General features: G+C 47.2%; 12 protein-coding genes and 3 tRNA genes. 5 read left to right on the top strand and 10 right to left on the bottom strand.

Features of this window, described 5'->3' with window-relative positions:
• The first annotated feature begins 120 nt into the window (after positions 1 to 120).
• Both ABLU80_RS14410 and ABLU80_RS14415 read left to right on the top strand, forming a co-directional pair.
• Positions 121 to 360: a histidine kinase gene (locus ABLU80_RS14410; RefSeq protein ID WP_072032858.1), complete on the top strand. Its 240-nt coding sequence runs from the start codon at positions 121 to 123 to the stop codon at positions 358 to 360.
• Positions 361 to 488: 128 nt separating this feature from the next.
• Positions 489 to 1,943, top strand: a complete 1,455-nt coding sequence (locus ABLU80_RS14415; RefSeq protein WP_045367852.1) for an AMP nucleosidase — start codon at positions 489 to 491, stop codon at positions 1,941 to 1,943.
• Positions 1,944 to 1,993: 50 nt separating this feature from the next.
• Here ABLU80_RS14415 and ABLU80_RS14420 read toward each other — a convergent pair whose 3' ends face one another.
• From ABLU80_RS14420 to ABLU80_RS14450, 7 genes are all read right to left on the bottom strand, one after another.
• Entirely contained in the window at positions 1,994 to 3,202 is a 1,209-nt protein-coding gene (locus ABLU80_RS14420) for an MFS transporter (protein ID WP_047075813.1), read from the bottom strand.
• Between the two features lie 15 nt (positions 3,203 to 3,217).
• Positions 3,218 to 4,462 carry a hypothetical protein gene (locus ABLU80_RS14425; RefSeq protein WP_063445937.1) on the bottom strand — a complete coding sequence of 415 codons (1,245 nt, stop codon included), beginning with the start codon at positions 4,460 to 4,462 and terminating at the stop codon, positions 3,218 to 3,220.
• On the bottom strand, positions 4,459 to 5,622 hold the full coding sequence (locus ABLU80_RS14430) for a hypothetical protein (RefSeq protein WP_042896347.1): 1,164 nt from the start codon (positions 5,620 to 5,622) through the stop codon (positions 4,459 to 4,461). The genes ABLU80_RS14425 and ABLU80_RS14430 overlap by 4 nt, the downstream gene beginning before the upstream one ends.
• Positions 5,622 to 6,866: an ATP-grasp domain-containing protein gene (locus ABLU80_RS14435; protein WP_348850107.1), complete on the bottom strand. Its 1,245-nt coding sequence runs from the start codon at positions 6,864 to 6,866 to the stop codon at positions 5,622 to 5,624. The genes ABLU80_RS14430 and ABLU80_RS14435 overlap by 1 nt, the downstream gene beginning before the upstream one ends.
• Before the next feature lie 86 nt (positions 6,867 to 6,952).
• Positions 6,953 to 7,687 carry an iron-containing redox enzyme family protein gene (locus tag ABLU80_RS14440; RefSeq protein WP_020078383.1) on the bottom strand — a complete coding sequence of 245 codons (735 nt, stop codon included), beginning with the start codon at positions 7,685 to 7,687 and terminating at the stop codon, positions 6,953 to 6,955.
• A gap of 3 nt (positions 7,688 to 7,690) precedes the next feature.
• Complete coding sequence (locus tag ABLU80_RS14445) at positions 7,691 to 7,969, bottom strand: 2Fe-2S iron-sulfur cluster-binding protein (protein ID WP_026612260.1); 279 nt, start codon at positions 7,967 to 7,969, stop codon at positions 7,691 to 7,693.
• Positions 7,941 to 9,089 (bottom strand): hypothetical protein, encoded by a 1,149-nt coding sequence (locus ABLU80_RS14450; protein ID WP_047040754.1) that lies wholly within the window; start codon positions 9,087 to 9,089, stop codon positions 7,941 to 7,943. The genes ABLU80_RS14445 and ABLU80_RS14450 overlap by 29 nt, the downstream gene beginning before the upstream one ends.
• A gap of 68 nt (positions 9,090 to 9,157) precedes the next feature.
• Between ABLU80_RS14450 and ABLU80_RS14455 the strand changes: the two genes are divergently transcribed.
• The gene (locus ABLU80_RS14455; protein WP_223575817.1) at positions 9,158 to 10,648 is read left to right on the top strand and encodes a PLP-dependent aminotransferase family protein; all 1,491 of its coding nucleotides are present in this window, start codon (positions 9,158 to 9,160) and stop codon (positions 10,646 to 10,648) included.
• A gap of 151 nt (positions 10,649 to 10,799) precedes the next feature.
• Here ABLU80_RS14455 and ABLU80_RS14460 read toward each other — a convergent pair.
• Positions 10,800 to 10,875: transfer RNA gene (locus ABLU80_RS14460), tRNA-Asn, on the bottom strand.
• A 123-nt stretch (positions 10,876 to 10,998) separates the two neighbouring features.
• The gene (locus tag ABLU80_RS14465; protein WP_348850109.1) at positions 10,999 to 12,438 is read right to left on the bottom strand and encodes an EmmdR/YeeO family multidrug/toxin efflux MATE transporter; all 1,440 of its coding nucleotides are present in this window, start codon (positions 12,436 to 12,438) and stop codon (positions 10,999 to 11,001) included.
• A 193-nt stretch (positions 12,439 to 12,631) separates the two neighbouring features.
• Here ABLU80_RS14465 and ABLU80_RS14470 point away from each other — a divergent pair.
• Positions 12,632 to 12,707, top strand: a tRNA-Asn gene (locus tag ABLU80_RS14470).
• 201 nt (positions 12,708 to 12,908) lie between these two features.
• Positions 12,909 to 12,984, top strand: a tRNA-Asn gene (locus tag ABLU80_RS14475).
• A gap of 46 nt (positions 12,985 to 13,030) precedes the next feature.
• Here the strand turns inward: ABLU80_RS14475 and ABLU80_RS14480 are convergent.
• Positions 13,031 to 14,383 (bottom strand): right-handed parallel beta-helix repeat-containing protein, encoded by a 1,353-nt coding sequence (locus tag ABLU80_RS14480; protein ID WP_260841246.1) that lies wholly within the window; start codon positions 14,381 to 14,383, stop codon positions 13,031 to 13,033.
• Between the last annotated feature and the right edge of the window lie 15 nt (positions 14,384 to 14,398).

Genomic DNA, 14,398 nt, shown 5'->3' on the forward strand with positions numbered 1-14,398 from the left:
GCCGAGTTAAGATTTAACAACGTCAGCTAAACGTAAATTAAACCAATGGGTAGTTTCAGTTGTCTTTAAAACGATAACACGGCAATTATCATTCTGAGTGTAACAAGCCTGGGTGAAAACATGGAGTGGTGGGTAAAGAAAGTACGGAAAAATTCCTCTACAGCAACGACTTGCGTGGTTCTACAAAGCGGTAAGATCGTGGTGATTGCTGAAATCGAAAGCCGATGCAGACTGCAGGAAGGCGATAAGTTAACGCCTGGCCCTAATGCGCTTTATTACATCAACAATAACGGCGCGGCGACATTAAGAGTGATAAGCGCAAGTAATTTTAGCGCCGAACGTTGGGCACAGACAGCCTGATCCTGGGTGGCTAAGCTTTTATTATCAACGAGTTTGAATATTTATCCGGGACAGTAATTTTCCTTCGCCATTTTCACGCTGTAGCATACTATCGTCAGTATCAGCAGACCTGAAACAAGGAGCGAATGATGAACCAGAAGGCCGTCAGTCTGACCCCGGAGCAGGCGCTTTCCCAGTTGGAAGCGCAGTATGAAAGAGCGGTTAACGCGTTGCGTAAGGCCATTGGCGATTACATTCACCACAATATTCTTCCTGATGAAATAGCCCGTGCTGAAGGCTTATTCGTCTATCCTCAATTGTCTGTCTCGTGGGATGGCGCCGAGCACAAAGCCTTAAAAACCCGAGCCTGGGGGCGATTCACCCATGCAGGCTGCTACACCACCACCATTACCAATCCAAAACTCTTTCGCGCTTATCTGCTGGAACAATTAACTCTGCTGTACCAGGATTACGGCGCTCATATTAGCGTCGGCAATTCGCAGCACGAAATTCCCTTCCCTTACGTGATTGATGGCTCTGCGCTGACGCTGGATCGCTCGATGAGCGCCGGATTAACGCGTTATTTTCCGACCACCGAACTGTCGCAGATTGGCGATGAAACCGCCGATGGTCTGTTCCACGCCACCGAGTATTATCCGCTGTCGCATTTTGACGCCCGCCGCGTCGATTTTTCACTGGCACGCCTGAAGCACTACACCGGCACGCCGGTTGAGCACTTCCAGCCATATGTCTTGTTTACCAACTACACGCGTTACGTCGATGAATTCGTCAGTTGGGGCTGTAGCCAGATCCTCGATCCGGATAGCCCGTACATTGCCCTCTCCTGTGCGGGCGGAATTTGGATCACCGCCGACACGGAGGCACCGGAAGAGGCGATTTCCGATCTGGCATGGAAAAAACACCAGATGCCGGCCTGGCACCTGATCACTAACGACGGTCAGGGCATTACATTGATCAACATCGGCGTCGGCCCGGCCAATGCCAAAAATATTTGCGATCATCTCGCGGTGCTGCGCCCTGACGTCTGGCTGATGATTGGTCACTGTGGCGGTCTGCGTGAGAGCCAGTCGATAGGCGACTATGTACTGGCGCATGCCTATTTACGTGACGACCACGTACTGGATGCGGTGCTGCCGCCGGATATTCCCATCCCGAGTATCGCCGAAGTGCAGCGCGCGCTGTATGACGCCACTAAACAGGTTAGCGGCATGCCGGGGGAAGAGGTCAAACAACGTCTGCGTACCGGTACGGTGGTGACCACCGATGATCGCAACTGGGAATTGCGTTATTCCGCCTCGGCGCTGCGCTTTAACCTCAGCCGGGCGGTAGCCATCGATATGGAAAGCGCCACCATCGCCGCGCAGGGCTACCGTTTCCGCGTACCTTACGGCACGCTGCTGTGCGTCTCCGATAAGCCGCTGCATGGCGAGATTAAGCTACCGGGACAAGCGAACCGCTTCTACGAAGGGGCGATTTCCGAGCATCTGCAGATAGGGATCCGCGCCATCGATCTGCTGCGCGCCGAGGGCGACCACATGCACTCCCGCAAGCTGCGTACCTTCAACGAACCGCCGTTCCGTTAATCCGCCCACCTGCTTTGTATGGCATCATGCAAAGCGGGTATACCGCAAATCTAGCGAGAATAAGCCAGCGTTCGGGATAAATAATATCGATACAATGAGAAGCCCCCCAGGGCTGCGGCAATTACCGAATTCACCAGCCAGACAGCTGCAAAGTTAAAGTAATCGAGTATGACGCTGTTGATGGCGTTGGCCGCAAATAACCCGCCAGCCGCCACCAGTGAAATAGCGCCAAAAATCGTTCCGGAGTTAAGGTGTCCGCCAACATGAGTGGCAATATAATCCACCTGTATAGACAGAATCACCTCCCCGGTAGAAAAGGCGATAACGCCCAGCACTATCAATAACCCATAGAGCAACGGATTAGCGCCTGGGAAAATTGACAGTATCGCCAGCGAGATAAAAAATAGCACCATCGCGCCCCATGCAATACCGGCACGTAATTCATTAAAAATACGGCTAAATACCGTCTGTGCGAAAATAACGAACAAGGTATTAACGAAGAAAACCACGCTAACAAAATACTCGCTATACTGGTGGGTGATAAATATTGGCAACAGGTACTCAATATGAGAGTAAAAATACATAAAGAAAAATTGCAGGGCAAAAACGGGGAATAACGCTGGATTAAACAGGCTAGCCGAGAGCTCGACTATCAGCGACCGGCGCCCCGCCTCAGTCGGCCGTAATTGATACGCCTGCTTTGCGCCAGACAGCATCAGCCCTACGACGATATGAATCAGCGTAATCGCAACGCAGGCGCCTTTAAAATCCAGATTAATCAAGTATACGCCAATAAGTGGCCCTATCGCCGCCCCCAGATTAAATGCGGCATTACGCCAGGCGATAACCTGCTTTAACTTTACATCATCTTCTTTATAACGTGTAAACAATAACTTACGAATGGCTGGGTTAAACAACGCCCCGCCAATACCATTCATCACCGCAGAAACGAGCAGGATCTCATGATTCGCATTCAGAGCCAGAAGCGCAAACGACAGCGCGCGCACCCCCACCCCGGCAAGGGCAGCATAAACGGCAGGAAAAATATCAGCCATGCTGCCGCCAAATAAAGCGAAAACGCGCTGTGAAATGACTTTAATTGAGACCAACACACCGGCAAATGCCACGCCATAACCTAAATTATCTGACACATAAATGGCATAGTAAGGATTGATAATAAAGCTGCCGAGGCTGAATATGAACAACGACAGCAAATAGTTCAGACTACGTTTATCGTGCCAGATAAAAGAGGATTTCATTTGTGCTCCACGCGCTTAGCTAATTTCAGCAGCAGACTCAATAGCCGTCGCCAGCGTCTCTAATGAATTGAGTAACTGCTCATGGCTACTATCGCGCAAAATGATATGGCCAATAAAATCGGCATTCGTCTTAATTTCGCCATTAAGGATGTCACCGATTTTGGCTGAAAAGCTGGCTTCATGAAGCGTAATACCCGCCTGCAATGCCAATTGCTCAACATCTGGTAATGCCTGCAAGGTTCCTGATACGCGGGCCCGAAGCATGCGGATACCAGAGTAATAGTTCTGTTTGAGCGCCTCAGGCGTATATTTACCCTCCGCAGCCCAACGTAGCCACAGCAGCCATGGATTGAAATTTTCAAAGCTCAACATCGCCAGATCCCAAATATGCATACCGGCAGGGCGCATATTGGTTTCAACAGCGGCCGTCGCGCCGGGAAGTAAAAATATTTCGTTATGCCAGGCGCCATTTGACGGCGACACCAGTTCACGCATATGTTCGCCTGCAGAACGCAGCAGTATTTCATCCGCCGGGGTCAAACGGGCAGGCACCACCTGTTGATACTCCGCACGGTAGTGGCCTTCAGTAGTATGCTTTTCCGTGATCCACTGCTTACCCGCCACACTATCCCAACTAAATTCTTTCGCATTTTCGATAAGAGATTCCACCAGGATCCCTGCTTCGCGATAAGGTGCCAGTGAAGCCCAGATAGACTCGCATTGCTCAATACACTCAATCACCTGGCACCCGCGGCTATTGCCCTCCTTCGCTGGCTTGATAAACGCCTTACCGCCTAACGAATCGACCAGATCTTTAAGTTCATTCAATGATGTTACCGGCTGACTGGTTACCGTCCGATAACCGGCGGGATGGAATGAAGCCCTGGCATCCAGTTGACGGAATATTTGCTTATCCAGCCCTGCTTTTGCTTGTTCTGGCAGCGCGCCGGGTAGTCTGTTCTTTTGCGCCAGCAGCGCCCCCAAAGGAACACCTCGATCGGAAAATGGTAAAATACCGATGGGAGAGAGTGATTCGGTTGCCAGATATTGATGAACGACATCCACTGAGGCCGGGAGTTGTGTAACTTCAAGCGTTGTTTCAATCACCAGATCAGCAAATTGCTCATCGCTTGCTGTTTTTTTCTCAGTAATTAATACAACTTTGGCGTCAAAATATTTTTGTGCCTCAACGCGAATTTTAGCAACATCATAAATTCTGACGTTATTATATCCAACGACAATAAAGCATGGCGTATTCATGATAAGGCTTCCACTGTGCAGGTATTAAAAATTGACTCAATGACTCTTGCGATTTTCGTTTGCTCGCCAAAGACCACACCACTCAATGGTGAGGTTGTCGGTGAGTAAGAAATTGTGCCGCGCGAGGAGACATCCTGATTGGATTGATAATGCAGTAGATTTTCCTGCCACTCCTCAGCCGAAAAGTTGAGCGTATAAGCAGAGTTAAGCTGGTGAGCTGGATAGACGAACCAGCCATAGTAGACAGCATTAATAAGATCGATACACACTGGCGGATTACCAAACAACTGGTAACGTAAATCAGCGTGATAAAGATTAAGGCCTGTACGTAACTGGAATGTTTCAGCCACTGCGGCCCCGCCAACCCGTGCGGCAACTTCCAGAAACCAGAAATTACCTTCCGCATCTCGAATAGCCTCAAAATGGAAACTGCCGTTCTGGTGTCCTAATACACTTAGGGCGTTAACGACTAAATCGATATGCGCGGCTTCAGTAGCGGTTTGTACCGATCCCAGCGGCACGCCATCGGCAAAGCTCAAACAGTCACGAATATAGTGACTACTCACGAAAGCCAGCGGTATTCCTTTATGCATCCAACCATCAAAATGGTAAATAACGCCATCAATAAATTCTTCAACCAGCATCGTTTCATCATCCTTAAGAGCTAACGATGCCTGTTTGATAGTCGCGAAATCCCCCACCACAATCCCATTGCTGGAAGCCTCAGTTCGTGGTTTAAGCACGAATTTACCCGCACGAGGCGCTAGTTGAATAAATTCCAGCGGATGCCAGAACTCAGGCTGAGGAATCCCCTGCTGTTTACAGCGACTGCGCATAATCCATTTATTGCGCAAAGGAAGAATCTCAGCCAGTTTATCGCCGCTAATCGAAAAATGCTCCCGCAGGGTCGCCGCGGCAAGCAGATCGTATTCGGAGCGAGAAATAATACGATCGGCATACTCAAACACCGGCGCATAAAAATTAATTAACTCAGCTGGCTCGAAATGCTGACTCTCCAGCATGATCACCTTCGCCTCGGAGGGGAAATCATCAGAGTTCCCCTGCAGGCAAATATAATAAACCTCATGCAGCTGGTGGTCGATAATCTGATCGTAGCGGATCTTGTCAAATGGAATACGATGCAGGATGACTATTTTCATTACTGGTACTCCGTAATCAGATAATCGTTGGTTTGCTTAAAAAATATAGGGTGTTCAGATATCGCCATATCGGTAATATCCCACAACGCCATACCTAAAAATATTTCGCGTTCCACCGAAGGTAATTTATCCAGGGCTTTATAAAGCACTTTTTCTTGCACTGCGGGTAATTCGAGAGTACTGCGTTGAATACGCAGCAGCGTTTTCCCTGACTGGCCGAAGAACACGCGGAAAAATGTCGTTCGAGCCGGCGCAGCACTACGCACAGGGCTCCTCCCCAGGATTAACATCAGCCAGGTTTCCAGTAAGCACGCTCCGGAATGAATTTTAGTGCTATCAACAATATAGGCCCCACCAATCCGGGGATTAATCTCTACGACTTCCCATTGCAGTTGTGGATCGAATTTCATCTCGACATGATAAACGCCGGTATCGGCACCGAGCGCTTTCATTATTTCATCCAGACGTACTTTTCCCGCTTCCACCTGCGCCGTCGTTAACGATCGCGGCGGGCAGATACAGGCTCCCTCCAGTACAGAATAGGTTTCCTGGGTCACGTCAAGTTTCTCATGAACAGCCAGAACATCCATTACGCCGTTATCAATAGCGATCTCAAAGCTGCACTCTACGCCGGAAATAAAGCCTTCAAGAATAAAGCCATCATCGCGAGAAAAAATGCCTTCATAATTTTTGTCTTCCGCTGCACGCATCCACAGGTGTTCGAGTTGAGCATACTCCGTCAATGATTTTGCAGGAAACGTTCCCATTGACGCTAAACCAATACGTGGTTTAATAAAATACTGTTCAGGGTGACTTATGGATTCAAATAATGCTTCATTTAAAACCTGGCTTGTGACGGCCGTTAGCCCTGCGGCCTGTAATACCTGGCGCATAACTAGCTTATCGCGCAGCCTGGCTACCACCTCTTCGCTAATATCCCTGGCACCAAAAATGTGGTTGGCATAAGACATCAAGTGGCGATAACCATCCCATACGCTAAGACATGCGGCAAAATCGACATTCTTACCCGTCGTTTGCAAAAAAAGATCGATATCTGCTTTTTCTAAATATAATGAAGAAGTAATGCTAAATTGTTTTTCATCAATTTCCCACTGCGGTGCTGTCGCCTTACTTGAAGTAGATGAGAGGACGTAGCAAGCATAGCCATTATCCTCAACTATCTTTTTTATAGGCGCCACCATCGATAATAATTGATGTGATAAAATAAGAATTGCTTTGTTCATCACTGCCCCACCAACTCTGTCGTTTAATAATCAGGTTGCAGTAATCCCTGCAACCTTAATTGCATTGTGACTATTTTTATTAGTTTTTATGCGTTGATTGTTTTATTATGTAATTCAACAAAGAATAACTTCAACAACTCCTGAATTTCAGAGAAATAGCGTTTAAGATCCTGAATATCGTCATCAGACTCCACCAGCAGACTCAAAATATTCCACATATCCTGGGTATGATCCTCAACAAGGTCAGTATTCAAATGTGCGGCCTGGCCGATAATCTTATCTTTACCCAAGGATTCACCGAGTGCCTTAATCTGTTTGGGCGTCAGTTTTTGAGTAGTGTATTCGACAAGGTAGCTATAGCAAACCACGCCCAGTGGTTTTTCGTGCTCGGCGACAAAGTACAGGAATCCACTGAGAAGACGTGTATAGAAGCTAGGTTCAGTGCTATAGATAGTCTCTTTACTAATACCCTGGCTTTCAGCATCCTGAATGAACAAGGTGTCATGAAGCATCTCTTCATCCTGATAAGCGGCGTAGAGCTGTGCGGCTTCAGCATTAAACTGGGTGATTTTATGTAACGCATTAGCCTGGGCGCTACGCATCAGGCGAATACGCCATGCATGTTCAATCAACGTCTGCTGATAGTACGCTTTGTTAATTTCTTTGCCTTCAAGATGTTTTGCCGAAGGAACCGTATTTTCCCACTCGATGATCTTGGTATCAAGAAAGTCGTCGATTTCACGTTTTACCTGCGCGCTTTTTTCTGCATTCAGAAAAGGTTCATTACGTACAATAGACGTGTCTTTAATACGATTTTTCATACATTACTCCAGATAATTTTCAATTAAAGTGACATCACCGCTAATTTTGCACTGGCACGCCAGCCGCACCGTTTGATCTTCTATACCAAGCAATTTGAATAAACGTTTCTCTTTTAAAGTCTTGCCCGTGATATTCTCCATCCCTGATAATACCTTGACTCGACACAACCCACAGTTTCCAGTTTTACAACCAAACCTCATGTTCTCCCTGCATTCTAAAAGGCTCACCACATCCCTGAAAGTGAATTCAGTTTCACTTTTCACAAACATCACTGACGGCATCTATATTTTCCTTATAGAATTTATTTGATGAGTACTTATATTTCCACAGCCAAAGTAATAACGCGACAATAGAAATTAAAGAAAGCACTTCTGTGTTAATCGCCACCGGAAAATAACGCATAACCAGAACCGTTAATCCTGCGCCAAGACTGACGGACAACTCTTTTATTAACAGAGAATTTTCTTGCGCTGCACAATAATCAATATAACTCAATGCACATTCAGCAATTGATAGTATTGTTAGCCATACCGCTGCTCCCCAAAAAGTATAAACATGGAAAATGCCAGGTACTGCCAAAACGATCAAGCCAAGAAGTATAATCACTATCGACATCAGCATTGCTTTATCGCCACTGCGATTAATAAGCGCCATTAATGGTATCTGTATTAATGCAACAATTGCGCTGTTAAAGATGATCATCATGCCATACCAGGCTGGTAGAGTCTGTCGATGAACCAGTATTTCCTGCGGCAGGATAGAGAATACCGCAAATAATTTAACCCCAGTAACAATCCCTGCTAATACCCATTTCAATTTTCCTGATTTGGCAAAGTTCTTCGTCAGTAGCGTCTGCGCCGTCAGGTCACTTGATAAACTAAAATGGCGTGCGGTTGGTAAACAAACGAGCAATAAAGCAGCAATTACAATATAAAATAATAATGGACTCCAGTGCGGATAGAGTAATAATAACCCGGCACACAGACTGCCGAGATTAAGCATAATTTTATTATTAGCCGCTCCTGCCGGGGTTCTGGCCGCATCATTCTTCACGATATAACCCAGCACGGCTACACCATAGCTAAAGAGGACCACCGCCAGCCAATTGACGCCCGTTGCAACATTTAGTGCTAATAATACTATTCCCAGCAGCGACACCGACAGAGTAACTATTAATGCACGTTGACCAAACAGACCTAGCGTCAATGGGGTCAATATCAACAGAAACCGATAACCAAAAGCCAGTAAGGCATTACTGGTCGTGTCTAACCAAACATTGGCCTGCCCGAGCAGGGAAAACAGGGCAATTGCAGAGACCATCCGTAGTAACAATAGCTGGGCGGAAGACGCTCCCAACCTTTTGATAAATAATAAATAAAAGTTATTTTTTGCCGCTGTCATACACTCATCTTCAGAACCACAATTGATGGGCTAAAGATATATCGCGTTAGTGTAGTACTGTTCATAGAATGTTTAGCGAAATATTCGCTTTCCTTACAGGTAAAATCTCCGGTACAGTTCGAAGAGTCAAGGCAAGTATCAGAGGTAGCCCCATTTTTAGCTTATCCCAACTACAACTGGTGAATGGCACTGCCAAAGTCACCCAGATTGTTGATTTTATCAGCGCGGCAATCATCGGCGGCCAATTATTACCGGGCAGTCGTTTACCTTCCCTGAGGGAATTCTGCGACCAGGTTGAAACCAGTAAATTTACCGTTGTGGAAGCTCTGGAACGTTTGCGTGCCAGAGGACTGATCACCTCTATTCAGGGAAGAGGATATTTTGTCAGCCATGCACGGCAAACGACTGAGATTGACGCCGACAAGCCTCTTTCGTTAGTCAGCCCCGATCTGCATTCAAGACTGAAACACGCTTTTGCAAAAAGTAGCGATATTCTTCGTCCTGGATGCGGTTTTTTGCCTGAAGAGTGGTTGGATACTGAGTTTTTCCGTAAAGCGCTACGCCAAATTATCCGCAAACCGCAGCTAAAATTCTCTGAGTACGGTAATCCACGAGGATACCTGCCATTGAGAAAAACACTGCAGATGAAAATGAATGAGGCGGGAATTAGCGTACCGGTTGAGCAGATTATTATGGCGAATAGCACCATGAATGCCATCGACATGCTGTTCCGTATTCTGATCAAACCTGGCGATACCGTGCTGATTGACGACCCTTGCTATTTCAATTTTCGCGCCAGTCTGAGTCAGCATCAGGCCAATGTTGTCTTTATCCCTCGCGGTCATACAGGGGTTGATATTGATGAGCTTGAAACCTTATTAAAAGAGTCCCGGCCCAGGGCTTATCTCACCTCCGGACTAATGCACAACCCCACCGGGCAAAGTTATAGTCTGGAAGAGATGTTTGCTTTAATCACCGTATTAAACCGCTACGATTGTCATCTCATTGAAGATGACCTGTATCATGACCTGATGGAACCGGCCACCAAGCCAATGTCGGCGCTTGCCGGGCTCACTAATGCCAGTTATATATCCGGCTTCTCAAAATTGCTGAGCGCCAATATGCGGGTTGCCTATATTGCAACGAACCCATTGCTGGCTGAAAAATTAGTACAGCTAAAACAGCAGACTGGCGGCGTCACCTGTGAATTTACCGAGCAGACATTACATCAATTCTTCCGTGACGGTAGCTATAATCGCCATCAGCGCCGGCTTATTGGTAATTTGAGTGACGTCTCCTCGCGGGTAAAAAGCTGGCTTCAGGAAGCAGGTTGTCGTTTCCCGGTCGTCCATTCTTACGGGTTGTTTTTATGGGCTGAATTGCCTGAACATATCGATAGTGAAACGCTGGCTGAAAGAGCATTAGCGCAGGGTCTGGCTCTGGCGCCAGGTACGCTGTTTTGTCAAAAAGCAGAAGGGCTACGCTATATGCGCTTTAATATCGCCCATAGCCACAATGATAAAGTTGCCGCGCTGGTTACCCGGTTACTAAAACCCTAATCCCTTGCTGAGACAAACCTGACTATGTGGTTTGTCTCAATACCTTAGGCTGACCCCATCTGACCAGTAAAACAAAAAAGCCTGATGATACATTAGCATCATCAGGCTTTTTGATAACTTCACGAAGCGTGACTTCATGAAGTACTGAATTTGGCTCCTCTGACTGGACTCGAACCAGTGACATACGGATTAACAGTCCGCCGTTCTACCGACTGAACTACAGAGGAATCGTGTGAACGGGGCGAATATTAGCGACCACGCTCAGCCATGTCAAAGATGTTTTTTATAATGGTGTTCGTTTGCCGATTTATTCTTCACTTCGTCTAAAAAGTAACACTTATCCAGTATATTCATGACTTTTCTTCCAGCCGAGCCTTTAATCGCGGGTACTTCCACAACCAACGCCCGGTGATCATCCGGCGATAGAACAACAGGCCACGCACCGCCCAGTCGAGCACCATACCCAGCCAGATGCCGATGACGCCCATGCCCAGCATGATCCCCAGCGTATAGCCAGCTACCACCCGGCAGCCCCACATACCCAGCATCGACACCCACATGGTGTAACGCACGTCGCGCGCGCCTTTAAAGGCGCAGGGCAAGGTCCAGGAGAGCGACCAAATTGGCATAAACAGGGCATTGAGCCACAATAACTCTTTAACCACCACTTTTACGTCTTCTTCGCTGGTGTAGAACGAAGCGATTAGGCCAGCGAACGGCGCGGTGCCCCAGGCAATAAGCGTCAGAATAATAGTCGACAGCCAGAACACGAACCAGGCCTGACGTTCCGCCTGACCAACCTGCCCTTTCCCCAGCCGTTTACCGGTAATAATGGTAGAAGCCGATCCCAGTGCGTTACCCGGCAGGTTAATTAACGAAGCCACCGAGAAGGCAATAAAGTTCCCGGCGATGACGTTGGTCCCCATACCGGCAACAAACATCTGCGTCAGCAGCTTGCCGCCGTTAAACAGTACCGATTCGATGCTCGCCGGGATACCAATACCCATCACCTCCCAGATAATGGCAAAGTTAAACGGCTTAAAATAACTCTTCAGCGAAATACGCAGCGCCGGGTTAAAACCTGTCATCAGTACCCAGATGGTTGCCAACGCGCCAATATAGCGGGCAATAGTCAGCCCCAACCCGGCGCCGACAAAGCCGAGCCCCGGCCAGGAGAAAATGCCGTAAATCAGGATACTGCTGATAATAATATTGAGAATATTCATCCCGCCGTTAATTAACAGCGGTATTTTGGTGGTCCCCGCGCCGCGAAGCGCGCCGCTACCAATTAAGGCAATGGCCGCCGCTGGATAGCTCAGCACGGTCAGTTCGAGATAGGTTAGGGCCAGCGCTTTAACCTGAACCGTGGCGTCGCCGGCAACGATATCGATAATCTGCTGGCCAAAGGCGTGAATAACCGCCGCCAGCACGATCGAGAACAAGGTCATGATCGCCAGCGATTGCCGCGCAGCCGCCCTCGCCCGTTTTCTGTCGCGCTTGCCGAGGCTGAAGGCCACTACCACGGTGGTGCCAAGATCAATCGCGGCAAAGAACGACATGATGACCATATTAAAGCTGTCGGCTAACCCCACCCCGGCCATTGCTTCTTTGCCGAGCCAGCTTACAAGGAAAGTACTCAGCACGCCCATCAATAATACGCAGGCGTTTTCCAGCAGGATCGGTACGGCAAGGGGACTGATTTCATGCCAGTAGAGCACACGATAGCTCTTGCGCTTTTTAAACCAGGACGTGCGCGCTACGGCCTGGCGTACTGCTGAAGTGACGTTCAAGGGAGACCTTAGTGAGAAGAGTTGAAACAACATTTCAAATGATGATTGAGAAATGCTAATCCTGCAAAGTATTTTTCCTGGTAAATTGTCGGCAAATACGACAAATTGTTGATAGATGCAGCAAGCGTTGCATCACAACTGAATTGATGTTTGACAAAAATTTTTTCGCCGCTAAGATACCACTCCACACGATTCCTCTGTAGTTCAGTCGGTAGAACGGCGGACTGTTAATCCGTATGTCACTGGTTCGAGTCCAGTCAGAGGAGCCAGATTCAAAAAAGCCTGCTTACAAGCAGGCTTTTTTATTTCCACAAATTTAGCTTTTCATCCCTCTGAATTCGCTCAAATTTTCGCTTAAATAGTAATAAAATCACCGCTACTGCTGAATTTACCAGCGAACGATCGCAAAAGACGTATTCTCCTTTGACATCCCGTAACACACTCGCTAACATGCGCCCCGTTCACACGATTCCTCTGTAGTTCAGTCGGTAGAACGGCGGACTGTTAATCCGTATGTCACTGGTTCGAGTCCAGTCAGAGGAGCCAGATTCAGAAAAGCCTGCTTACGAGCAGGCTTTTTGCTTTTCTGGTATCACAGGCTGGGTATCGGCGTGGCTCTAAACGCATTGACCGCTTTATCAAGCACAACCTGATCGTCACTTCCGGAATCAAGTACAGTATTACGTTGAGATGTGGCGTCGACCTGTACGGTCGTCACGTCGAGAACTTCCAACCCCTCTAATGCTAGCAGCGCTCTGACTTGAGTAGAGAAACAAGACTTTGTATGATCTTTAACCAATGATGTTTCAGTGGTAGCAACAATATGATTGTCAGAAATATAGTTACTTTCTCCTGATGCCACCCGTATTATCACAGGCGTAGCGCCGGCAGGAACAATATACTGTTTATCAATCGATTCAGAAATATGGTTAGCAATAATAGAATTATTCTCACCTTCTATATATAGCAATCCATACAAATCATCTAAACCATTACTATATGGCTGCATAGGTTCCCAGGGTTCATGTTCACGGAAAAAGTGGTTTGCCGTCACCAGGTTTTCTGAACAGCTATTCTCAAAAACCAGCATCCCAGGATAGAATGAATGAAATCTGTTGCTGCTAACTGCAGACCGGGCGACACCAGAAAAATGAACACTACTTTTACCGCGGGGAAAAATGTTGTTTGCTGTAACCAGAAGGCCACCAAAGTTCTCTGCGTAAATGGAATATCCTCTATAACCGGCACCTATCAAATTATCGGTTACTTTTGATGCCTGTCCCGACTCACGGAGTTCGATACAATTACCGCACTCGGCAATAAAGTTATTATGTATCGCCAATGCATCGGCATTATATATAGTGATACCGTGCTCAAGATACACGAATCCCATTCCACTAATGCGGAATGAGTCCTGCGCACTGGCAATATAAATACCCGTTTTACCATTGAGGTAGGTGTTTTCAGGATCGTTACTTCCCGAACCATCATCCACAAAATGTAACCCATCAATGCAAAAATCAGCGAATTCAACTGAGCTTATTCTTGGGTCGCCGCTACGCTCAATATAAAAAGCAGCGCCTTCAGCTTCCTGATTCGTAGTTGATGGTGTTATATCAACAAGTATACGGCTACCGCCTGGCCACAATTCATGCCAGTTTTCCCACTCGTTTTCTGGGGTATTAAAACGGATACTTGAAGAGGTAAACCCATGTCCATCTCCTTTAATTTTCAAGTAACTGATGTCTATTACTACCTGTGTGAGCAAATGATAATCTCCAGGTGGGATATAGATAACAGCCCCCGGTTTTCCACCATCATTTACATCTGTGTCTGTTTGCCGACTTTTAATATCGGCAATAATACTATTAATCACTAAACCGATATCTTCAAAAGGGTTGCCTTCACTCCACTCCGTGACATCATAATAATTATCACTCGACATACGTTATTTCCCTCT

It is taken from the genome of Klebsiella sp. CN_Kp104, from assembly GCF_040064515.1.
In the GTDB taxonomy this organism is placed as follows: domain Bacteria; phylum Pseudomonadota; class Gammaproteobacteria; order Enterobacterales; family Enterobacteriaceae; genus Klebsiella; species Klebsiella aerogenes.

Excerpts from the sequence above, each read along its gene's own strand:
- ABLU80_RS14410 (WP_072032858.1), top strand. The coding sequence starts at position 121 with ATGGAGTGGTGGGTAAAGAAAGTACGGAAAAATTCCTCTACAGCAACG.
- ABLU80_RS14415 (WP_045367852.1), top strand. The coding sequence starts at position 489 with ATGAACCAGAAGGCCGTCAGTCTGACCCCGGAGCAGGCGCTTTCCCAG.
- ABLU80_RS14420 (WP_047075813.1), bottom strand. The coding sequence starts at position 3,202 with ATGAAATCCTCTTTTATCTGGCACGATAAACGTAGTCTGAACTATTTG.
- ABLU80_RS14425 (WP_063445937.1), bottom strand. The coding sequence starts at position 4,462 with ATGAATACGCCATGCTTTATTGTCGTTGGATATAATAACGTCAGAATT.
- ABLU80_RS14430 (WP_042896347.1), bottom strand. The coding sequence starts at position 5,622 with ATGAAAATAGTCATCCTGCATCGTATTCCATTTGACAAGATCCGCTAC.
- ABLU80_RS14435 (WP_348850107.1), bottom strand. The coding sequence starts at position 6,866 with ATGAACAAAGCAATTCTTATTTTATCACATCAATTATTATCGATGGTG.
- ABLU80_RS14440 (WP_020078383.1), bottom strand. The coding sequence starts at position 7,687 with ATGAAAAATCGTATTAAAGACACGTCTATTGTACGTAATGAACCTTTT.
- ABLU80_RS14445 (WP_026612260.1), bottom strand. The coding sequence starts at position 7,969 with ATGCCGTCAGTGATGTTTGTGAAAAGTGAAACTGAATTCACTTTCAGG.
- ABLU80_RS14450 (WP_047040754.1), bottom strand. The coding sequence starts at position 9,089 with ATGACAGCGGCAAAAAATAACTTTTATTTATTATTTATCAAAAGGTTG.
- ABLU80_RS14455 (WP_223575817.1), top strand. The coding sequence starts at position 9,158 with ATGTTTAGCGAAATATTCGCTTTCCTTACAGGTAAAATCTCCGGTACA.
- ABLU80_RS14480 (WP_260841246.1), bottom strand. The coding sequence starts at position 14,383 with ATGTCGAGTGATAATTATTATGATGTCACGGAGTGGAGTGAAGGCAAC.